Raw genomic sequence first — 20,951 nt, forward strand, 5'->3', positions numbered from 1 at the left:
GGCGACGCGGATCAGGATCTAGCGGCGCGCACGCCTTCAGCCAGCGCCGAGCATAGGCTCAGCACGTCCTTCACCGCCTGGTCGGCATCCTTGGCCTGGGCGATCTTGTCGACCAGCGCCGAACCCACCACCACGCCATCGGCCAGACGGGCAATCGCTGCGGCCTGTTCAGGCGTGCGAATACCAAAGCCAACACTGATCGGCAGATCGGTATGCCGACGCAGGCGCGCAATGGCCTCGGTGACATGCTCGGTGGTCGCCGAACCCGCACCGGTCACACCCGCCACCGACACGTAGTAGACGAACCCGGAGCTGCGCTCCAGCACGCGCGGCAGGCGCGCATCGCCGGTGGTCGGGGTGGTCAGGCGGATGAAGTCGATGCCCGCGGCCTGGGCCGGGGTGGCCAGCTCGGCGTCATGCTCCGGTGGCAGGTCGACGATGATCAGGCCATCGACGCCCGCCTCTTTCGCCTCGGCGACGAACTGCGCCACGCCGAAACGGTGGATCGGGTTGTAGTAACCCATCAGCACGATGGGCGTGGTCTGGTTATCCACACGGAATTCGCGAACCATCCGCAGGGTCTTGGCCAGGGTCTGGCCGGCTTCCAGGGCACGCAGGGTGGCAAGCTGGATGGCCACGCCGTCGGCCATCGGATCGGTGAACGGCATGCCCAGCTCGATCACGTCGGCGCCGGCGGCCGGCAGGCCCTTGAGGATCTGCAGCGAAGCATCGTAGCCCGGATCGCCGGCGGTGACGAAGGTGACCAGGGCGGAACGGCCTTCGGCCTTGAGTTCGGCGAAGCGTTGTTCGAGACGGCTCATGCCTGTTTCTCCTGGGCGGCCATGTGGTTCATCACGGTTTGCATGTCCTTGTCGCCGCGACCGGACAGGCAGATCACCATCAGGTGGTCCTTGGGCAGTTTCGGCGCGCGCTTGATTGCCTCGGCCAGGGCGTGGGAGCTTTCCAGCGCCGGGATGATGCCCTCCAGGCGGCAGGTGGCGTGGAAGGCGTCGAGGGCCTCGTCGTCGGTGATGCTGACGTACTCCACGCGCTTCACTTCGTGCAGGTAGGCGTGCTCCGGGCCGATGCCGGGGTAGTCGAGGCCTGCGGAGATCGAGTGGGCGTCGGTGATCTGGCCGTCGTCGTCCTGCAGCAGGTAGGTGCGGTTGCCGTGCAGCACGCCCGGCACGCCGCCGTTGAGGCTGGCCGCGTGCTTGTCGGTGTGCACGCCGTGGCCGCCGGCTTCGACGCCGATGATCTGCACGCTGGCATCATCGAGGAAGTCATGGAACAGGCCCATGGCGTTGGAGCCGCCGCCGACGCAGGCGATCAGGCTGTCGGGCAGGCGCCCTTCCTTCTCCTGCAGCTGGGCACGGGTTTCCTTGCCGATGATCGACTGGAAGTCGCGGACCATCGCCGGGTACGGGTGTGGGCCGGCCACGGTGCCGATCAGGTAGAAGGTGTCGTCGACGTTGGTGACCCAGTCGCGCAGGGCCTCGTTCATGGCGTCCTTGAGCGTGCCGGTGCCGGCGGTGACCGGGACGATCTCGGCGCCCAGCAGCTTCATGCGGAACACGTTGGCCTGCTGGCGCTCGATGTCGGTGGCGCCCATGTAGATCACGCAGGGCAGGCCGAAGCGCGCGGCGACGGTGGCAGTGGCCACGCCGTGCATGCCGGCGCCGGTCTCGGCGATCAGGCGCTTCTTGCCCATGCGCTTGGCCAGCAGTACCTGGCCAATGCAGTTGTTCACCTTGTGCGCGCCGGTGTGGTTGAGCTCTTCACGCTTGAAGAAGATCTTCGCGCCGCCGCAGTGCTCGGTCAGGCGCTCGGCGAAATACAGCGGGTTGGGGCGGCCAATGTAGTCGCGCTGGAAGTAGGCCAGTTCTTCGAGGAACTTGGGGTCGGCCTTGGCGGCTTCGTATTCGCGGGCAAGGTCGAGTACCAGGGGCATCAGGGTTTCGGCCACGTAGCGGCCGCCGAACGAGCCGAACAGGCCGTTGGCATCGGGGCCGGCGCGGTATTGGGTCTGGGACATGGGGCGCTCCATAGGCGTTTTGGGATAGATAGGATCGTGTGCTCTGCAATCGCGGGGCAAGCCCGCTCCCACATACGAGGGCGTGGGAGCGGGCTTGCCCCGCGATGCGGCTGACGCCGATCAATGAGGTCTACTCTAATCAGCACATGCGCCGATGAAAACCGATAAGATTGCGCAAACCTGTCAGGAAAACTCACAAATCAAATGGCCCAGGACCTTCCTCCCCTCAATGCCCTGCGGGCCTTCGAGGCTACTGCCCGGCTCAACAGCGTCAGCCAGGCCGCCGAAGTACTGCACGTAACTCATGGCGCCGTCAGTCGGCAGATCAAGGTGCTCGAGGAACACCTGGGCGTGGCCTTGTTCGTTAAGGATGGGCGCGGCGTCAAACTCACAGATTCCGGGGTGCGGCTGCGTGATGCAAGTTTTGACGCATTCGACCGCCTGCGTGCCGTCTGCGCCGAGCTTTCCCGCGATGCCGACGAAGCGCCCTTCGTACTCGGCTGTTCCGGCAGCCTGCTGGCGCGCTGGTTCATCCCGCGCCTGGGGCGCTTGAAGGCCGACCTGCCGGAACTGCGCCTGCACCTGTCAGCCGGAGAAGGTGATCTCGATCCTCGTCGGCCGGGGCTGGATGCGCTGCTGGTCTATGCCGAGCCGCCATGGCCGGCGGACATGCAGGTGCATGTGCTCGCCGAAGAGCGGATCGGCCCGGTGATGAGCCCGCACTTCGAAGGCTTCGATCGTTTGAAAGCCGCGCCAGCCGTGGCTTTGCAACGAGAGACGGTGCTCCACACGACCTCGCGTCCACAGGCCTGGCCGACCTGGGCGCAGCAGCATGGCATTGAGCCCGGCGCGCTGAGTTACGGCCAGGCATTCGAGCATTTGTACTACTTGCTGGAAGCGGCGGTGGCCGGCCTTGGCGTGGCCATCGCCCCACAGCCGCTGGTGGCGGACGACCTGAAGGCCGGGCGGCTGGCTGCGCCATGGGGCTTCTCCCCGACCCGTGCCGCATTGGCCCTGTGGGTGCCCCGGCGCGCCGCGGACGGGCGCGCCGAGCAGCTGGCGCAATGGCTGCGCCGGGAGCTGCAGCAGCAGGCAGGCTAGTTGCGTCGGCACATCAGGTAGGCAGCCAGCAGGCCGAGGGCGCCGATCGCCACGCCTGCGGTGGCCCAGGGGTGCTGCTGGGCATAGTCGCGGGTGGCGACGCCGGTCTGGCGGGTGCGGGTCTTCACTTCCTCGTAGGCATCGCCGAGCAGGCTGCGCGAATGCTTGAGGGCGTTCTCGGCATTGCCGCGCAGCGCCTTCATGGTCTTGTGCGATTCTTCCGAGGCATCGTGCTTGAGGTGCTCCAGCGTCTTGAGCAGGCTCTCGATCTCCGCTTCCATGCTTTCCAGCGACGCTTTGCGCAGCGAGTTGTAGGCCATGGTGACTCTCCTTCGCAGTGATGGGCTGTAAGGAATGCGACTGTGCGGGCCGGCGAAAGTGCGATCGGATTCAGCGCTGCTAGGCTCAATTGACACTTCACCGTCAAGGAGAGCACTGATGTCTGATCATCACACCTACAAGAAGATCGAGCTGGTCGGGTCCTCGCCCACCAGCATCGAAGAAGCGATCAACAATGCCCTGGCCGAGGCCGGCAAGAGCATCAAGCACCTGGAGTGGTTCGAGGTGGTCGATACCCGCGGGCACATCCGCGACAACAAGGCCGCGCACTTCCAGGTGACGCTGAAGGTGGGCTTCCGCATCGCCAACAGCTGAAACGAAGCTGGGCTAGGCTTGCCCGGCCTGATCGGGTAATAAGGTTCCAGGGCGCGGGCTTCGCGCCCTTTTCGTCTTTGATCTGTACAAGGAAAGCGATCGATGAAGAAGTTGATTCTGGCCCTAGGGCTGATGGCATTGGCCGGTGGCGCGCTGGCGGCGGGCAAGCCGTGCGAGGCGCTCAAGGCCGAGATCGCCGCCAAGCTGGATGCCAAGGGTGTGAAGGGTTACACGCTGGAGATCGTCAACAAGGGCGATCCGGCGGGCAAGGTGGTCGGCACCTGCGAGGGCGGGACCAAGGAGATTGTCTACCGGCGGGGCTGATGCAGTGGATTCTTCGCGGGCAAGCCCGCTCCCACAGGTACCCCACTGTTCTCAAGGTCAGTGGGGTACCTGTGGGAGCGGGCTTGCCCGCGAATGAGGTTTACTCGGTCTTCAGGGCCTGCGCCATCAGCTCATAGGACCTGATCCGGTCGGCATGCTCGTACAGATCACTGGTGAAGATCAGCTCATCCGCCCCGGTCTGCTCCAGCAGCACCTCCACCTTCGCCCGTACCTTCCGCGGGCTGCCGATCATCGCCAGGCCCAGGAAGCTGCTCACCGCATCGCGCTCATGGGGCAGCCACAGCCCATTCATGCTTTCGACCGGCGGGCGCTGCATCAGGCTCTGGCCACGAATCAGCGCCAGGATGCGCTGGTACACCGAAGTCGCCAGGTATTCGGCCTTCTCGTCGGTCTCGGCCACCACCATCGGAATGCCGAGCATCACGTAAGGTTTGTCCAGCGTGGTGGACGGTTTGAAATGGTCGCGGTAGATGCGGATCGCCTCGTGCATGTAGCGCGGCGCGAAGTGCGAGGCGAAGGCGTACGGCATGCCGCGCATGCCGGCCAGCTGGGCGCTGAACAGGCTGGAGCCAAGCAGCCACATCGGTACTTCGGTGTCGTGGCCGGGCACGGCGATCACCTTTTGATCGTCGGTGCGCGGGCCCAGGTAGCGCGACAGTTCCTCGACGTCGTCGGGGAAGTCGTCGGCACTGCCGGAGCGTTCGCGGCGCAGGGCGCGGGCGGTCATCTGGTCGGAGCCCGGGGCGCGGCCCAGACCCAGGTCGATACGGCCCGGGTACAGGCTGGCCAGGGTACCGAACTGCTCGGCGACCACCAGCGGCGCGTGGTTGGGCAGCATCACCCCGCCGGAGCCGACGCGGATGGTCGAAGTGCCGCCAGCCAGGTAGCCGATCAGCACGGCGGTGGCCGAACTGGCGATACCGTCCATGTTGTGGTGTTCGGCGACCCAGAAGCGGTTGTAGCCGAAGCGCTCGACGTGTTGGGCCAGGTCCAGCGAATTGCGCAGCGCTTGCGCCGGGCCGCCGTCGGCGCGCACGGGCACCAGGTCGAGGGTGGAAATCTTCAGGTCTCGCAGGTGCGTCATCGGAGCCTCCGTAACAGGTGGTGGGCCAAGGGCCTTTGAGACTCTGTATGGGCACTTTCGAAGGATTCAATGGGCGACAGGCTTTTGCACGGCGGCGCAACGGAGCTGGTTTCCTGTAGTCTAACCAGCGTTGGCAGCGTGTCTGCCCTGTCAGGAGCCGTTCCATGATCCGCGTTGCAATCGCCGTGCTGGCATCGCTGCTGGCCACGACCGCACTGGCCGCGCCCAAGCCGTGCGAAGAACTGAAGGCCGAGATCGAGGCGAAGATCCAGGCGCGCGGGGTGACTTCCTACACGCTGGAGATCGTGCCCAACAGCGAAGTCCAGGACCAGAACATGGTCGTGGGCAGCTGCGATGGTGGCACCAAGAAGATCATCTACCAGAAGAACGACCGGTAAGACGCCGCCTCCTGCAGGAGGCGGCGCTAGCCGGCCAATGGCCTCACGGGATGCAGAACACTTCGCTAGGCTCGTCCACCACCACCTGGCGGCTGGCGTCGTACAGCAGCACCTGCGGCTGCATCACCGGTGCCCGCGCCTCCAGCCGGTAGCGCTCGCCGGCCTTGAAGTCGTTGAAGCGCACGGTCAGGTAGCAGGTTCGTTCGGTAGGGTCGGTGGTGAAACCGCCGGAATACACCTCGAAGTCGAAGCGCACCACCAGCTCATGCTTGCCGGGCGTCACCTGGAAGTAGCGCCCGTCGTTCAGGCGCTGGCCGTCCAGACGGTCGGCCATGATGGTTCTGCCGGGGGTGATGGTGTAGAGATCGACCCAGGCCTTGTTCGGATCGACCGGCGGCAAGGGGCTGGCGCAAGCCCCCAGGGCACTGAGGGCCATCAGCATCATGGGCTGGCGCATGGTGAAACTCCCGCTCGCGGATCACAGGTAACAAGCATAGCGCCGTTCAGGTGCGCTGGCAGCCTGCCGGTTCGCCCTGGCCGAGCAGTTTCTGCTGCTGGTCGTAGAGCTTGATCCAGGGGCGGAAGCCGATGCTGCCCGCCTGCATCTGATAGCGTTGCCCGGCGGTGAAGTCCTTGTAGGTGAGATTGAGCTGGCAGTCGCGCCATAGCGGCTCGTCCACCGGGCCGATGTTGCTGGGCGTCACGGCGAACTGGTAGCGCACGGTCAGCTCGTGATTGCCGGGCTGCACCTCGAAATAGCGGGTGTCGGCCCAGTCGCGCTCGTCGACCTGAAGGGCGTGCAGCGAGTCGTTGTCACCCGGGGCCAGATCGATCCAGGCCTGGTTCGGGTCGGGGCTGGGCAGGAAGGAGGCACAGCCGGACAGCAGCACGAGCGTGCCGGCGGCAAACAGCAGAGTACGCATAGCGAAGCTTCCCCTTGGCGAGATAGTCTTGGTCGCATTCGGCCGACGAGCGAGATAGACAGCCTCGATGTTTGGACTTTTTCTTTTCATGCGCTGCAGCCGTCGGGCTCTCGACCGCGTTTTCACGCGGTTGGTTCCCGTGGCGCTGGGCGTCCTGCTGAGCGGTTGCTCCAGCGTGAGCTATTACGGCCAGCTGGCAGAGGGACAGTGGCAACTGTTGCAGGCGCGCCAGCCGCTGGACCGGGTGATCGAGGATCCGGCCACCAGCCCGGTGCTGCGCCAGCGCCTGTTGTTCGCCGAAAAGGCCCGGGTGTTCGCCAGCGAGCACCTCAAGCTACCGGACAATGGCAGTTACCGGGTGTACGCCGACCTAGGGCGCCCCTATGTGGTGTGGAATGTGTTCGCGACCCCGGAGCTGTCGTTGCAGCCAGTGACCCATTGCTTTCCCATCGCCGGCTGCGTGGCCTATCGCGGCTATTACCGGCAGGGCGCGGCCCGCGGCGCGGCGGCGTTGATGCGTCAGGAGGGCCTGGATGTCTATGTGGGAGGCGTGGAGGCGTACTCCACCTTGGGCTGGTTCGACGATCCGATTCTTTCGACCATGGCCGGCTGGGGCGACGAGCGCCTGGCCACGGTGATCTTCCATGAGCTGGCGCACCAGCGCTTCTACGTGCAGGACGATACCGAGTTCAACGAGTCGTTCGCCTCGTTCGTCGAGCAGGAGGGCACGCGGCAATGGCGGGCGGCACGCGGTTTGGCTGCCATCGAGGCGGTTGGCGCGAGGCAGCGCGAGCAGTTCACCCGACTGGTGCTGGCCAGCCGCGAGCGCTTGCAGGCGATCTACGCCGGTCCGTTGGACGAGGGCGGCAAGCGTGCGGCCAAGCAGGCCGAGTTCGAGCGGTTGCGCCGGGAATACCGCGAGGTGCGGGATCGGGACTGGGGCGGGGATAGGCGGTTCGATGCCTGGATCTTCGCGCCGTTGAACAATGCCAAGCTGCTGCCTTTTGGGCTTTATGATCAGTGGGTTCCGGCGTTTTCGCAGTTGTTCAAGGATGTTGGTGGGGATTGGCTGCGGTTTTATCAACGGGTGGAGGCGCTTGGGAGGCTGCCGATCGAGCAGCGCAAATTGGCGTTGGCAGAGCTGGCCTCATCGCGGGGCAAGCCCGCTCCCACGACCTGATACGTGGACTGCTCCCAAAGCAGTTGGACACTAAGCCAACTCTTGGGGGCATGCCACAGCGTGGGAGCGGGCTTGCCCCGCGATGAGGTTTGAATCAGCGAGCGAACGCCTGGTGCATCTCGGCCAGGGTCTCGAAATGGAATGCTGGCGCCTCGGCTTCGAGTTCTTCCCGGCTGCCGAACCCATAGCCCACCGCCACCGCCTGCAGCCCATTGCTGCGCGCGCCGATCAGGTCATGCTTGCGGTCGCCGATCATCAGGGTCTGCGCCGGGTCCAGCCCTTCTTCATCCAGCAGGTGGCGAATCAGCTCGACTTTGTTGGTGCGGGTGCCGTCCAGTTCGCTGCCGTAGATCACCTTGAAGTGGTGGTCGAATTCGAAATGCCGGGCGATCTCGCGGGCGAACTCCCATGGCTTGGAAGTGGCGATGTACAGGGTGCGTCCCTGGTCGTTGAGCGCTTGCAGCAGCTGCGGTACGCCGTCGAACACCTGGTTCTCGTACAGCCCGGTGACCTTGAAGCGCTCGCGGTAGAAGTTCACCGCGTCCCAGGCCTTGGCCTCGTCGAAGCTGTAGAACTGCATGAAGGCCTGGAGCAAGGGCGGGCCGATGAAGTGCTCGAGGCGAGCCAGGTCCGGCTCGTCGATGCCCAGCTTGGCCAGGGCATACTGGATCGAGCGGGTGATGCCCAGACGCGGGTCGGTCAGGGTGCCGTCGAGGTCGAAAAGGATGTTCTGTTGGTGCATGGAGTAGGTTCCGCTCGAATTCTGGGTCGACTGCTTCGCGGGTAAACCCGCTCCCACAGGCTGTGTGCTGGCTCTGTGGGAGCGGGCTTGCCCCGCGATGACGTCATTGCGGTTGGTCGTAGCCTTCGGCCAGGTGCTGGTCCTTGAGCTTGACGTAGTTGCCGGCGCTGTAGGGGAAGAAGGCATGTTCCTGCTCGCTCAGCAGGCGCACCTGCTTCACCGGGCTGCCCATGTACAAGTAGCCGCTGACCAGACGCTTGCCCGGCGGCACCAGGCTGCCGGCGCCGATGATCACTTCGTCCTCGACAATGGCGCCGTCCATGATGGTGCTGCCCATGCCCACCAGGATGCGATTGCCCAGGGTGCAGCCATGCAGCATGACTTTGTGACCGATGGTCACTTCGTCGCCGATGATCAGCGGGAAACCGTCAGGGTTGAACGGCCCGGCATGGGTGATGTGCAGCACGCTGCCGTCCTGCACGCTGGTGCGCGCGCCGATACGGATGCGGTGCATGTCGCCGCGTACCACGGTCAGCGGCCAGATCGAGCTGTCGTCGCCGATCTCGACGTCGCCGATGACCACCGCCGAGCGGTCGACGAAGGCCCGTGCTCCCACTTTCGGCGCGTGTTGCTGGAAGGTCCGGAGGGCCATGATAGTGTTCCTCTGCAATGCCGATAGGCAGGCTGCCTGCTGCGGTCGGCGTCGATTGTAATTAAGATGGTCCCGTGTTTCTCCTGCCAAGGTACCCGAACCGTGAGTGCGAACAACCCGCTGCTGCAGTCCCATGATCTGCCGCCCTTCTCGGCAATCCGCGCCGAGCATGTGCTGCCGGCGATCGAGCAGATCCTCGCCGACAACCGCAAGGCCATCGCCGAGATCCTCGAAAAGCAGGGCAAGAACCCGACCTGGGCCGGCCTGGTGCTGGCGATGGACGAACTCAACGACCGCCTGGGCGCCGCCTGGAGCCCGGTCAGCCACCTCAATGCGGTGTGCAACAGCCAGGAGCTGCGCGAGGCCTACGAGTCGTGTCTGCCGGCCCTGAGCGCCTATTCCACCGAACTGGGCCAGAACCGTGCCCTGTTCGAAGCCTATGAAGCCCTGGCCGCAAGCCCCGAGGCCGCCAGCTTCGACGTGGCGCAGAAGACCATCATCGACCACGCCCTGCGCGACTTCCGTCTGTCGGGCATCGACCTGCCGGCCGACAAGCAGCAGCGCTACGCCGAAGTGCAGAGCAAGCTCAGCGAGCTGGGCAGCCGTTTCTCCAACCAGCTGCTCGACGCCACCCAGGCCTGGACCAAGCACGTCACCGACGAAGCTGCCCTCGCCGGCCTGACCGATTCGGCCAAGGCGCAGATGGCCGCCGCCGCCCAGGCCAAGGGCCTCGACGGCTGGCTGATCACCCTGGAATTCCCCAGCTACTACGCGGTGATGACCTACGCCGCCGACCGCGCCCTGCGCGAAGAGCTGTACGCCGCCTACTGCACCCGCGCCTCCGACCAGGGGCCGAACGCTGGCCAATTCGACAACGGCCCGGTGATGCAAGAGATCCTCGACCTGCGCCAGGAACTGGCCGGGCTGCTGGGCTACCCGAACTTCGCCGAACTGAGCCTGGCCACCAAGATGGCCGAGTCCAGCGATCAGGTGCTGAGCTTCCTGCGCGACCTGGCCAAGCGTTCCAAGCCGTTCGCCGCCCAGGACCTGGAGCAGCTCAAGGCCTACGCCGCCGAGCAGGGCACACCTGAGCTGGCCAGCTGGGACGCCGGCTACTTCGGCGAGAAGCTGCGCGAGCAGCGCTACAGCGTGTCGCAGGAAGCCCTGCGCGCCTACTTCCCGATCGACAAGGTGCTGTCCGGCCTGTTCGCCATTGTCCAGCGCCTGTACGGCATCGAGATCGCCGAGCTCAAGGGCTTCGACAGCTGGCACCCGGACGTGCGCCTGTTCGAGATCAAGGAAAACGGCCAGCATGTCGGTCGCTTCTTCTTCGACCTCTATGCCCGCGCCAACAAGCGTGGCGGCGCCTGGATGGATGGTGCTCGCGATCATCGCCGCACTGCCGCCGGCCAGCTGCAGAGCCCGGTGGCCAACCTGGTGTGCAACTTCACCCCGGCCACGCCCGGCAAGCCAGCGCTGCTGACCCACGACGAAGTCACCACCCTGTTCCACGAGTTCGGCCATGGCCTGCACCACCTGCTGACCCGCATCGAGCACGCCGGCGTGTCCGGCATCAACGGCGTGGCCTGGGACGCGGTGGAGCTGCCGAGCCAGTTCATGGAGAACTGGTGCTGGGAGCCCGAGGGCCTGGCGCTGATCTCCGGCCACTACGAGACCGGCGAGCCCCTGCCCCAGGACCTGCTGGACAAGATGCTGGCGGCGAAGAACTTCCAGTCCGGCATGATGATGGTGCGCCAGCTGGAGTTCTCGCTGTTCGACTTCGAGCTGCACGCCACCCACGGCGATGGCCGCAGCGTGCTGCAGGTGCTCGAAGGCGTGCGCGACGAGGTCTCGGTGATGCGTCCGCCGGCCTACAACCGCTTCCCCAACAGCTTCGCGCATATCTTCGCCGGTGGTTACGCGGCGGGCTACTACAGCTACAAGTGGGCCGAAGTGCTGTCGGCCGACGCCTTCTCGCGTTTCGAGGAAGAAGGTGTGCTGAACGCCGAGACCGGCCGCGCCTTCCGCGAAGCCATCCTGGCCCGTGGCGGTTCCCGCGAGCCGATGGTGCTGTTCGTCGACTTCCGGGGCCGTGAGCCTTCCATCGATGCATTGCTGCGCCACAGTGGCCTCACCGAGGACGCGGCGGCATGAGCGAGGTAGCCGTGAGCAAGACCAAGAGACGCTTCATCGCCGGGGCGGTATGCCCGGCGTGCAGCGAGATGGACAAGCTGATGATGTGGAACGAGGACGGCGTGCCGCACCGCGAGTGCGTGGCCTGCGGGTTCACCGACACCCTGAATGAACAGGGCCTGTCGGTACCCAAGGAGCTCGGCACGCGGGTCAACACCCTGGCGCCCAAGGCGGCGCCGGCCAAGGTGCAGACCGTGCAGTTCTTCCCCAATCCGAAGCTCAAGAAGCCGCAGGACTGATGGCCGATCGCGGGGCAAGCCCGCTCCCACGCATGAATTGCGCAAACGTCGTGGGAGCGGGCTTGCCCCGCGATGATCGGGTGTAGCTATTCTGTATAACCCTAATTACTGTATATAAATACAGTAACTCGGGTTCCCATCATGAAACCAGCCCCCATCCGTGGTCGCGGCACCGCCGACAATCCTCACAACCGCTTCGCCCCGAACGTATCCGTGGCCGAGGACGATGGCTGGTACCAGGAAGTCCCGCTCACCCAGGGCACCGAGGTGCGGATCGAGACGGCCAAGACCATCATCGCCCGCAACACCTCCCCCGACCTGCCCTTCGACCGCTCCATCAACCCCTATTGCGGCTGCGAGCATGGTTGCATCTACTGCTATGCCCGCCCCAGCCACGCCTATTGGGACCTTTCACCGGGCCTGGATTTCGAAACCAAGCTGATCGCCAAGACCAACGCCGCCGAGGTGCTCGAGCAGCAACTGAGCAAGCCGGGTTACGTCTGCGCGCCGATCAACCTCGGTTCCAACACCGATCCCTACCAGCCCATCGAGCGTGAGCAACAGCTCACCCGGCGCCTGCTCGACGTGCTGCTGCGGTACCGCCATCCGGTGACCATCGTCACCAAGGGCTCGCTGGTACTGCGCGACCTTGATCTCATCAGCGAACTGGCCAGCCAGCGCCTGGTGCGGGTGATGATCAGCCTCACCACCCTGGACGATGAACTCAAGCGCACCCTCGAACCACGCGCGGCAGCGCCGAAGGCACGGCTGCGAGCGATCCGCGTGCTGCGCGAGGCTGGCGTGCCGGTGGGCGTGCTGTGTTCGCCGATGATCCCGATGATCAACGACAGCGAGCTGGAGCACCTGCTGGAGGCGGCGCAAGAGGCCGGCGCGCAGAGCGCGGCATACATGATGCTGCGCCTGCCGTTGGAGGTGGCGCCGCTGTTCGAGCAATGGCTGCACGATCACTACCCGCAGCGCGCCGCCCACGTGTTGAGCCTGATTCGCCAGAGTCGGGGTGGTGAGCTGTATGACAGCCGGTTCGGCGCGCGGATGCGTGGTGAGGGCGTGTTCGCTGATCTGCTGGCGCAGCGTTTTCGCAAGGCGGCCAGGCGGCTGGGGTTCGAAGGACGGGAACAGTTGTCGCTGGACTGCAGCGCGTTCTGCCCTCCGGGCGGGCAGATGGCGTTGTTCTGAAAGCATTCACGCTGACCTGAACCTTGCGCAATTCCTGTGGGAGCCGGGTTGAGGAATCCGAACAAGACAGTTGCCCCCACAAGGTATGCGCTGCCCACGCGAACGCTATACCTAGCGTCGCTAATGCAAGGTACTAAAATCAGGCTTGGGTATTGGCATCTGATGCTTTTTTGCTATTATCGGATGCCCGCCAAAAATATCTGGAACGCCCGTTCTAGAGCCTCCGCAATTAAGTTTCAGTTAAGTTTTCTCCGCTAGCGTAGGAATCAGCCCACCGGGACTGTGATCAATTTCCTGTGCGTGTCATCTAAATCCCGCATAGCCCTGATCTTTCCCCAGTAACATGGCACCTACCTTCAAACCGTCTAGAGGATGAATCATGCCCGTCAAGGACCCATCCAAGGTCGTCCCGGCTGCGCCCGCCGAAAGCGCCGAAGCTGCCCTGAAGCATATCGTCGACGGCTTCCTGCGGTTCCATACCGAGGTCTTTCCCGAGCAGCAGGAGCTGTTCAAGAAGCTGGCCACCGCGCAGAAGCCGCGTGCCATGTTCATCACCTGCGCCGACTCGCGCATCGTCCCCGAGCTGATCACCCAGAGCTCGCCGGGCGATCTGTTCGTCACCCGTAACGTCGGCAACGTCGTGCCGCCGTACGGCCAGATGAACGGTGGCGTGTCCAGTGCCATCGAGTACGCCGTGCTGGCCCTGGGCGTGCATCACATCATCGTCTGCGGCCACTCCGACTGCGGCGCCATGCGCGCGGTGCTCAACCCACACTCGCTGGACAAGATGCCGACTGTCGCGGCCTGGCTGCGTCACGCCGAGGTGGCACGTACCGTGGTTGAGGACAACTGCTCCTGCGACACCCCGCACGAAAGCATGCAACTGGTGACCAAGGAAAACGTCATCGCCCAGCTGCACCACCTGCGCACCCACCCATCGGTGGCCTCGCGCCTGGCCGCGGGCCAATTGCACATCCATGGCTGGCTGTATGACATCGAGACCAGCCAGATCGAAGCCTACGATGCCGCCAGCGACAGTTTCCTGCCGCTGACCGCAGGCCAGCCGATCCCGAGCGCCACTCCGAGAGGCCGCTACTAAGCGACCCGACCACGCTGAACAAACCTTGATAGCCGGCTGCACCCCACGGGTGCGGCGCGGCCTTCGCCTGCCTTGAATTTCCCCGAATGCCTTGCCGGCAAGCCCGCTGGCGGCCCGCGCCTGCGCGCGATTCGGGGAGCCCCGTGCCTGCGGCCAGAGGAATGGCCGTGAACTTGAGAAAGGAGCGTCATGGTGAACAAGACACAGATCAAAGCGGCACTGCCGCGCGAGTTGCTGGCTTCGGTAGTGGTGTTCCTGGTGGCCCTGCCCTTGTGCATGGGCATTGCCATCGCCTCCGGCATGCCGCCGGCCAAGGGATTGATCACCGGGATCATCGGCGGCATCGTGGTGGGCTTTCTGGCTGGCTCGCCGCTGCAGGTCAGCGGCCCGGCCGCGGGCCTGGCGGTGCTGGTGTTCGAGCTGGTGCGCCAGCATGGCATGGCCATGCTCGGGCCGATCCTGTTGCTGGCGGGGTTGTTGCAGTTGCTGGCCGGGCGCCTGCGCCTGGGCTGCTGGTTCCGGGTCACCGCGCCAGCGGTGGTGTACGGCATGCTCGCGGGCATCGGCGTGCTGATCGTGCTGTCCCAGGTGCATGTGATGTTCGATACGGCGCCGCAGCCATCGGGCGTGGACAACCTGCTGGGCTTCCCGGCGACCCTGGCATCCGCCCTGCCCCTGGAAAGCGCCGGCAACGGCTGGCAGGCCGGTGCGCTCGGCCTGGGCACCATCGCCGTCATGTGGGGCTGGGAGCGCTTTCGTCCGCGACGCCTGCGTTTCATTCCGGGGGCATTGCTCGGGGTGGCGGCGATGACCGCCATCAGCCTGTGGTTGGCGCTGCCTGTCAATCGGGTGCAGGTGCCGGCCGACCTGTCCGAGGCCATCGACTGGCTGCGCCCGGACGATCTGCTCAAGCTGGCCGACCCCACCTTGCTGGTGGCCGCCTTCGCCCTGGCCTTCATCGCCAGTGCCGAGACGCTGCTGTCGGCTGCCGCGGTGGACCGCATGCACAGCGGCCAGCGTTCGGACTTCGACCGTGAGCTGTCGGCGCAAGGAATCGGCAACATGCTCTGCGGTGTGTTGGGGGCGTTGCCGATGACGGGGGTGATCGTGCGCAGCTCGGCCAACGTCCAGGCCGGCGCCCGGACACGGGCCTCGGCGATCTTCCATGGGATCTGGTTGCTGGCCTTCGTGGTGGCGCTGAGCACTGTGCTACAGCAGATTCCGGTGGCCAGCCTGGCTGGGGTGCTGGTCTATACCGGCGTCAAGCTGGTGGACTTCAAGGCCTTCCGTGCCCTGGGCCGCTATGGGCGGATGCCGATGTTCACCTATGCCGCGACGGCCTTGGCGATCGTCTTCACCGACCTGTTGACCGGCGTGTTGCTGGGCTTTGCCTTGACCTTGCTGAAGCTGGCGCTGAAGGCGGCGCGGCTGAAGATCAACCTGGTGGCGCTGGCGAAGCCGGGGCACATGGAGCTGCGCCTGAGCGGTGCGGCGACCTTTCTCAAGGTGCCGGCGTTGACCCAGGTGCTGGATACCGTGCCGGAGGGAACCACCTTGCATGTGCCGCTGGGCAACCTGAGCTATATCGACCATTCCTGCCTGGAGCTGCTGGAGGATTGGGGGCGCAGTGGCGCGGCTCAGGGCTCGCGGCTGGTGCTGGAGCAGCGGCGTTTGAAGCGCCGGGTCGAGGGAAGGTTGCGGACTACGGCGGGGGTTGGGGTTTAGCCTGGGAGATCGCTGGGGCCGCTTTGCGGCCCTTTCGCGACACAAGGCCGCTCCTACAAGAGATCGCGTTCCCTTGTAGGAGCGGCCTTGCCGAATCGTCGGACCGGTCGGAAAGGGCTGCGCAGCAGCCCCGGCGATTTCGAACGTTGCTCAGGCTGACTGCCCCAACTCCACACCAAGCTGGCGCGACAGGCACGGCCAGCGCTTCCACGCCGCGCCGGTAGCCGGGCTCGACAGCTTGTCGCGGTAAGCCTCCACCGACTCCGCGGCGAAACTCTCGTCATCGAGCATCTCGTCCACCGAATGGTGCACCACCTCATCCAGCTGGTTGGCGAAGGTCTCGCCGATCAACTGGTGGGCGATCAGGTTGGCGACCGTGGTATCCACCGGAATCAGCGGCTGCTGGAAGTGGCGGATATACAGGTCGTTGACCTCCTCGACCAGGCGATGCGCCAGGTAGGCTTCGTCCAGCAGGCAGTCCAGCCCGGCCTGCCCGGTCATCACGCTCGGCGGCTGCAGGAAATAGGCTTCGGCAATCTTCAGTACCGGCTTGATCTGCGACTCGATGCCGGCTTCGAGGGCCACGTTGTGCGCCGCCTCGAGCAGTTCGGGAACCTCGTTGATGTAGGCGCCGACAAAGCGCGCCAGCGTGCCCTGGGCATCCTGCTCAGGCAGTTGGATCGACGGATGCAGGTGTGGCAGTTGTTGTTCCAGGCGGTGTTTCAGTTGGCCGGTGCGGCGCTCGTGTTGATGGGCATTTTCGATCTGCTCGCGTACAGCAGCGATGTTCATGACAACTCCAGGGACATGGCGTTACAAACGGAAGACACTAAGTTAGCTTGCTTAGGAGAATGGCTAAGACGCATTTGTTATATCGCTGAGACACGTGTAGGAAATTGGCTATATCAAAGTGCCATTATTGTGTCCCGGGCCAGTATCCACGCGGCTTTCAGCGCAAACGTTTGGTCTGATGAAGATCATTTCACCCCCTGCGTTGCGCACCATTGGTCGGTGTCTATACTCCGGATGAAACGTGATTCGTTGATGAGGCCCGACTGCCTTAAGCAGGGGGCTCGGTCGTCGAAGCCAGGCAGTCTTGGCCACCGTTCCCTCCTTTGTCGTATGCAGGTCGTCCACGCCTCCGGGACTACAAGAACGATAAGGGGAACCCGCAATGATGCGACATCCACATGTCTGGATGGGCCTGTTGCTGTGGTCGGTATTTGGTCAGGCACAGGCCGCATGGACGGTGAACATGGCGCCCGGGGCGACGGAAGTCTCCCACGCGGTGTTCGACCTGCACATGACCATCTTCTGGATCTGCGTGATCATCGGCATCGTGGTGTTCGGCGCGATGTTCTGGTCGATGGTCATCCACCGCCGCTCGACCGGGCAGCAACCGGCGCACTTCCACGAGCACACCTGGGTCGAGATCCTCTGGACCGTCGTGCCCTTCCTCATCCTCGTGGTCATGGCCATCCCGGCCACCAAGACCCTGATCGACATCTACGACGCCAGCGATTCGGACATCGATATCCAGGTCACCGGCTACCAGTGGAAATGGCACTACAAGTACCTGGGCCAGGACGTCGAGTTCTTCAGCAACCTGGCCACCCCGACCGAGCAGATCCACAACAAGTCGCCGAAGGACGAGCACTACCTGCTCGAGGTCGACCAGCCGCTGGTGCTGCCGGTGGGCGCCAAGGTGCGCTTCCTGGTGACCGCCGCCGACGTCATCCATTCCTGGTGGGTGCCGGCCTTCGCGGTCAAGCGTGACGCCATCCCCGGCTTCGTCAACGAGGCCTGGACCCGGGTCGAGAAGCCCGGCATCTACCGTGGCCAGTGCACCGAGCTGTGCGGCAAGGACCATGGCTTCATGCCGGTGGTGGTCGAGGTCAAGTCCAAGGCCGACTACGACACCTGGCTCGGCGAGCGCAAGGCCGAGGCGGCCAAGCTCAAGGAGCTGACCAGCAAGGAGTGGACGCTCGAAGAGCTGGTCGCGCGCGGCGACAAGGTCTACCACACCACCTGCGTGGCCTGTCACCAGGCCGAAGGCCAGGGCCTGCCGCCGATGTTCCCGGCGCTCAAGGGCTCGAAGATCGCCACCGGGCCGAAGGCAGATCACCTGAGCATCGTCTTCCACGGCAAGCCCGGCACCGCCATGGCGGCGTTCGGCAAGCAGCTGTCGGAAGTCGACATCGCCGCCGTGGTGACCTACGAGCGCAACGCCTGGGGCAACAACAAGGGTGACATGGTGACGCCGAAGGACGTGCTGGCGCTCAAGCAGGCCGAAGCCCAATGAACCGGCTCACTCGCGGCAAGCAGCCGATTGCAGGAGACAGGACATGAGTGCAGTGATCGACGACCACGGCCACGGCCATGAACACGCCCACGGCCCGGCCAAGGGCCTGATGCGCTGGGTGCTGACCACCAACCACAAGGACATCGGCACGATGTACCTGTGGTTCGCCTTCAGCATGTTCCTGCTCGGCGGTTCGTTCGCCATGGTGATCCGCGCCGAGCTGTTCCAGCCCGGCCTGCAGATCGTGCAGCCCGAGTTCTTCAACCAGATGACCACCATGCACGGGCTGATCATGGTGTTCGGCGCGGTGATGCCGGCCTTCGTCGGCCTGGCCAACTGGATGATCCCGCTGATGATCGGCGCGCCCGACATGGCCCTGCCGCGGATGAACAACTTCAGCTTCTGGCTGTTGCCGGCGGCGTTCCTGCTGCTGGTCTCTACCCTGTTCAGCCCAGGCGGCGGGCCGAACTTCGGCTGGACCTTCTATGCCCCGCTGTCTACCACCTACGCCCCGGCCAGCGTGACCTTCTTCATCTTCGCCATTCACCTGATGGGCATCAGCTCGATCATGGGCGCGATCAACGTGATCGCCACCATCCTCAACCTGCGCGCCCCGGGCATGACCCTGATGAAGATGCCGCTGTTCGTCTGGACCTGGCTGATCACCGCGTTCCTGCTGATCGCGGTGATGCCGGTGCTGGCGGGCGTGGTGACCATGATGCTGATGGACATCCACTTCGGCACCAGCTTCTTCAGCGCCGCCGGCGGTGGCGACCCGGTCCTGTTCCAGCACGTGTTCTGGTTCTTCGGCCATCCCGAGGTGTACATCATGATCCTGCCCGCGTTCGGCGCGGTCAGCTCGATCATCCCGGCGTTCTCGCGCAAGCCGCTGTTCGGCTACACCTCGATGGTCTACGCCACCGGGGCGATCGCCTTCCTGTCGTTCATCGTCTGGGCGCACCACATGTTCGTGGTCGGCATTCCGGTGGTCGGCGAGCTGTTCTTCATGTACGCGACCATGCTGATCGCCGTGCCCACCGGGGTGAAGGTGTTCAACTGGGTGAGCACCATGTGGGAAGGCTCGCTGACCTTCGAGACGCCGATGCTGTTCGCCATCGCCTTCGTCATCCTGTTCACCATCGGCGGCTTCTCCGGGCTGATGCTGGCCATCGCCCCGGCGGACTTCCAGTACCACGACACCTACTTCGTGGTGGCGCACTTCCACTACGTGCTGGTGCCAGGGGCGATCTTCGGCATCTTCGCCTCCGCCTACTACTGGCTGCCGAAGTGGACCGGACACATGTACGACGAGACCCTGGCCAAGCTGCACTTCTGGCTGTCGTTCATCGGCATGAACCTGGCCTTCTTCCCCATGCACTTCGTCGGCCTGGCCGGCATGCCGCGCCGCATCCCCGACTACAACCTGCAATTCGCCGACTTCAACATGGTCTCGTCGATCGGCGCGTTCATCTTCGGCGCGACCCAGGTGTTCTTCCTGTTCATCGTCATCAAGTGCATCCGCGGTGGCGCGCCGGCCCCGGCCAAACCCTGGGACGGCGCCGACGGGCTGGAGTGGACGGTGCCGTCGCCGGCGCCCTACCACACCTTCCAGACACCTCCGGACGTGAAGTAGGAGCGCGGACATGGACGGCCTGTCGCTCAGACGCCTGGTCACCCGCCTGCTGATGCTGACCGTGGTGATGTTCGCCTTCGGCTTTGCCCTGGTGCCGATCTACGACGTGATGTGCCGGGCCTTCGGCATCAACGGCAAGACCGGCGGGCAGTACGAGGGCAGTCAGGTCAGCGACCCGACGCGTTCGGTGCGGGTGCAGTTCATGTCCACCAATGCCGGCGACATGAGCTGGGAATTCCACTCCACCGCCGACCAGATCGAGGTCAATCCGGGCGCGGTGAACCAGATGATCTTCATCGCCCGCAACCCGACCAAGCAGCCGATGAGCGCCCAGGCCATCCCCAGCATCACTCCGGCCGAGGCCGCGGCGTATTTTCACAAGACCGAGTGCTTCTGCTTCACCCAGCAGGTGCTGCAACCGGGCGAGCGCATCGAGATGCCGGTGCGCTTCATCGTCGACCGCGACCTGCCGGCCTCGGTCAAGCACCTGACCCTGGCCTACACCCTGTTCGACATCACCGCTCGCCACCCGCCGGTCGCCCATGCCGCGACCGAGGCCGCCCGTTGAGGGAAGGAGATCAACCATGGCAAGCCACGAGCACTACTATGTCCCGGCGCAGAGCAAGTGGCCGATCATCGCCACGATCGGCATGTTCATCACCGTGTTCGGCCTGGGCACCTGGTTCAACGACCTCAAGGCCGGCCACCCGGAGTCCCACGGGCCGCTGATCTTCTTCGTCGGCGGGCTGTTCCTGGCGTACATGCTGTTCGGCTGGTTCGGCGCGGTGATCAAGGAGAGCCATGCCGGGCTGTACAGCGCGCAGATGGACCGCTCGTTCCGCTGGGGCATGAGCTGGTTCATCTTCTCCGAGGTGATGTTCTTCCTGGCCTTCTTCGGCGCGCTGTTCTACGTGCGCGTGCTGGCCGGGCCGTGGCTGGGGGGCGATGGAGCCAAGGGCGTGGCGCACATGCTGTGGCCCAACTTCGAGTTCGCCTGGCCGTTGCTGCACACGCCCGACCCGAAACTGTTCCCGCCGCCCAAGGAGGTGATCGACCCGTGGCACCTGCCGCTGATCAACACCATCCTGCTGGTGAGCTCGAGCGTGACCGTGACCATCGCCCACCATGCGCTGCGCAAGGGGCATCGCGGCACGCTGAAACTGTGGCTGGGGCTGACCATCCTGCTGGGCCTGGCGTTCCTCGCGCTGCAGGCCTACGAGTACCACGAGGCCTACAACAAGCTGGGGCTGACGCTGGGCTCGGGGATCTACGGCGCGACGTTCTTCATGCTCACCGGGTTCCACGGCGCGCACGTGACCCTGGGCACGCTGATCCTGTTCGTGATGTTCTGCCGGGTGCTGCGCGGGCACTTCGAGCCGGACAAGCACTTCGGTTTCGAGGCGGCGAGCTGGTACTGGCACTTCGTCGATGTGGTGTGGGTGGGGCTGT

At 64.8% G+C, this 20,951-nt stretch carries 23 protein-coding genes; 14 read left to right on the forward strand and 9 right to left on the reverse strand.

Going from position 1 to position 20,951, the window contains the following annotated elements:
• Positions 1-11 precede the first annotated feature (11 nt).
• Both trpA and trpB read right to left on the reverse strand, forming a co-directional pair.
• Complete coding sequence (gene trpA / locus N5D48_RS20905; RefSeq protein WP_279887663.1) at positions 12-821, reverse strand: tryptophan synthase subunit alpha; 810 nt, start codon at positions 819-821, stop codon at positions 12-14.
• The gene (trpB, locus tag N5D48_RS20910) at positions 818-2,035 is read right to left on the reverse strand and encodes a tryptophan synthase subunit beta (RefSeq protein WP_279887664.1); all 1,218 of its coding nucleotides are present in this window, start codon (positions 2,033-2,035) and stop codon (positions 818-820) included. The genes trpA and trpB overlap by 4 nt, the downstream gene beginning before the upstream one ends.
• A gap of 204 nt (positions 2,036-2,239) precedes the next feature.
• Between trpB and N5D48_RS20915 the strand changes: the two genes are divergently transcribed.
• Positions 2,240-3,136 carry a LysR family transcriptional regulator gene (locus N5D48_RS20915; RefSeq protein WP_279887665.1) on the forward strand — a complete coding sequence of 299 codons (897 nt, stop codon included), beginning with the start codon at positions 2,240-2,242 and terminating at the stop codon, positions 3,134-3,136.
• Here N5D48_RS20915 and N5D48_RS20920 read toward each other — a convergent pair.
• Positions 3,133-3,456 carry a DUF883 family protein gene (locus N5D48_RS20920; RefSeq protein ID WP_279887666.1) on the reverse strand — a complete coding sequence of 108 codons (324 nt, stop codon included), beginning with the start codon at positions 3,454-3,456 and terminating at the stop codon, positions 3,133-3,135. The two genes, N5D48_RS20915 and N5D48_RS20920, sit on opposite strands and share 4 nt — an antisense overlap.
• A gap of 118 nt (positions 3,457-3,574) precedes the next feature.
• Here N5D48_RS20920 and N5D48_RS20925 point away from each other — a divergent pair, with 118 nt between their 5' ends.
• Both N5D48_RS20925 and N5D48_RS20930 read left to right on the forward strand, forming a co-directional pair.
• Positions 3,575-3,790, forward strand: a complete 216-nt coding sequence (locus N5D48_RS20925; RefSeq protein WP_011531496.1) for a dodecin — start codon at positions 3,575-3,577, stop codon at positions 3,788-3,790.
• Positions 3,791-3,892: 102 nt separating this feature from the next.
• Positions 3,893-4,114: a DUF1161 domain-containing protein gene (locus N5D48_RS20930; RefSeq protein ID WP_279887667.1), complete on the forward strand. Its 222-nt coding sequence runs from the start codon at positions 3,893-3,895 to the stop codon at positions 4,112-4,114.
• A 100-nt stretch (positions 4,115-4,214) separates the two neighbouring features.
• On the opposite strand, the gene N5D48_RS20935 is transcribed toward N5D48_RS20930, so the two are convergent.
• A complete protein-coding gene (locus N5D48_RS20935) occupies positions 4,215-5,219 on the reverse strand; it encodes an LLM class flavin-dependent oxidoreductase (RefSeq protein WP_279887668.1) in 1,005 nt (334 codons plus the stop codon).
• Between the two features lie 164 nt (positions 5,220-5,383).
• On the opposite strand from N5D48_RS20935, the gene N5D48_RS20940 reads away from it, so the two are divergent.
• Positions 5,384-5,617 carry a DUF1161 domain-containing protein gene (locus tag N5D48_RS20940; protein WP_279887669.1) on the forward strand — a complete coding sequence of 78 codons (234 nt, stop codon included), beginning with the start codon at positions 5,384-5,386 and terminating at the stop codon, positions 5,615-5,617.
• Positions 5,618-5,660: 43 nt separating this feature from the next.
• On the opposite strand, the gene N5D48_RS20945 is transcribed toward N5D48_RS20940, so the two are convergent.
• Both N5D48_RS20945 and N5D48_RS20950 read right to left on the reverse strand, forming a co-directional pair.
• Complete coding sequence (locus N5D48_RS20945) at positions 5,661-6,074, reverse strand: hypothetical protein (protein ID WP_279887670.1); 414 nt, start codon at positions 6,072-6,074, stop codon at positions 5,661-5,663.
• A gap of 46 nt (positions 6,075-6,120) precedes the next feature.
• Positions 6,121-6,540, reverse strand: coding sequence for a hypothetical protein (locus N5D48_RS20950; protein WP_279887671.1), 420 nt, complete (start codon positions 6,538-6,540; stop codon positions 6,121-6,123).
• Between the two features lie 88 nt (positions 6,541-6,628).
• Here N5D48_RS20950 and N5D48_RS20955 point away from each other — a divergent pair, with 88 nt between their 5' ends.
• The gene (locus tag N5D48_RS20955; protein ID WP_279887672.1) at positions 6,629-7,720 is read left to right on the forward strand and encodes an aminopeptidase; all 1,092 of its coding nucleotides are present in this window, start codon (positions 6,629-6,631) and stop codon (positions 7,718-7,720) included.
• Between the two features lie 94 nt (positions 7,721-7,814).
• Here N5D48_RS20955 and N5D48_RS20960 read toward each other — a convergent pair whose 3' ends face one another.
• Positions 7,815-8,462, reverse strand: a complete 648-nt coding sequence (locus N5D48_RS20960; RefSeq protein ID WP_279887673.1) for an HAD family hydrolase — start codon at positions 8,460-8,462, stop codon at positions 7,815-7,817.
• A gap of 103 nt (positions 8,463-8,565) precedes the next feature.
• On the reverse strand, positions 8,566-9,114 hold the full coding sequence (locus N5D48_RS20965) for a gamma carbonic anhydrase family protein (protein ID WP_279887674.1): 549 nt from the start codon (positions 9,112-9,114) through the stop codon (positions 8,566-8,568).
• A gap of 66 nt (positions 9,115-9,180) precedes the next feature.
• Between N5D48_RS20965 and prlC the strand changes: the two genes are divergently transcribed.
• The 5 genes from prlC to N5D48_RS20990 all read left to right on the forward strand — a co-directional run bounded on the left by prlC (position 9,181) and on the right by N5D48_RS20990 (position 15,567).
• The gene (gene prlC, locus N5D48_RS20970) at positions 9,181-11,268 is read left to right on the forward strand and encodes an oligopeptidase A (protein ID WP_279887675.1); all 2,088 of its coding nucleotides are present in this window, start codon (positions 9,181-9,183) and stop codon (positions 11,266-11,268) included.
• Positions 11,265-11,546 carry a YheV family putative zinc ribbon protein gene (locus N5D48_RS20975; protein WP_279887676.1) on the forward strand — a complete coding sequence of 94 codons (282 nt, stop codon included), beginning with the start codon at positions 11,265-11,267 and terminating at the stop codon, positions 11,544-11,546. Before prlC ends, N5D48_RS20975 begins: the two co-directional genes overlap by 4 nt.
• A 138-nt stretch (positions 11,547-11,684) precedes the next feature.
• Positions 11,685-12,743: a PA0069 family radical SAM protein gene (locus N5D48_RS20980; RefSeq protein ID WP_279887684.1), complete on the forward strand. Its 1,059-nt coding sequence runs from the start codon at positions 11,685-11,687 to the stop codon at positions 12,741-12,743.
• Positions 12,744-13,122: 379 nt separating this feature from the next.
• Positions 13,123-13,842: a carbonic anhydrase gene (locus N5D48_RS20985; RefSeq protein ID WP_279887677.1), complete on the forward strand. Its 720-nt coding sequence runs from the start codon at positions 13,123-13,125 to the stop codon at positions 13,840-13,842.
• Between the two features lie 189 nt (positions 13,843-14,031).
• A complete protein-coding gene (locus N5D48_RS20990; protein WP_279887678.1) occupies positions 14,032-15,567 on the forward strand; it encodes a SulP family inorganic anion transporter in 1,536 nt (511 codons plus the stop codon).
• A gap of 150 nt (positions 15,568-15,717) precedes the next feature.
• On the opposite strand, the gene N5D48_RS20995 is transcribed toward N5D48_RS20990, so the two are convergent.
• Positions 15,718-16,359, reverse strand: a complete 642-nt coding sequence (locus N5D48_RS20995) for a hypothetical protein (protein ID WP_279887679.1) — start codon at positions 16,357-16,359, stop codon at positions 15,718-15,720.
• 382 nt (positions 16,360-16,741) lie between these two features.
• Between N5D48_RS20995 and coxB the strand changes: the two genes are divergently transcribed.
• From coxB to N5D48_RS21015, 4 genes are all read left to right on the forward strand, one after another.
• A complete protein-coding gene (gene coxB / locus N5D48_RS21000) occupies positions 16,742-17,869 on the forward strand; it encodes a cytochrome c oxidase subunit II (RefSeq protein WP_279887680.1) in 1,128 nt (375 codons plus the stop codon).
• 43 nt (positions 17,870-17,912) lie between these two features.
• Positions 17,913-19,502, forward strand: a complete 1,590-nt coding sequence (gene ctaD / locus N5D48_RS21005; RefSeq protein WP_279887681.1) for a cytochrome c oxidase subunit I — start codon at positions 17,913-17,915, stop codon at positions 19,500-19,502.
• Positions 19,503-19,512: 10 nt separating this feature from the next.
• On the forward strand, positions 19,513-20,070 hold the full coding sequence (locus N5D48_RS21010; RefSeq protein WP_279887682.1) for a cytochrome c oxidase assembly protein: 558 nt from the start codon (positions 19,513-19,515) through the stop codon (positions 20,068-20,070).
• A 16-nt stretch (positions 20,071-20,086) separates the two neighbouring features.
• The coding region (locus N5D48_RS21015) for a cytochrome c oxidase subunit 3 (RefSeq protein ID WP_279887683.1) at positions 20,087-20,951 on the forward strand (865 nt) is incomplete at its 3' end.

Origin of the sequence: Pseudomonas sp. GD03858 (genome assembly GCF_029840925.1) — a bacterium.
Classification (GTDB): Bacteria; Pseudomonadota; Gammaproteobacteria; order Pseudomonadales; family Pseudomonadaceae; genus Aquipseudomonas.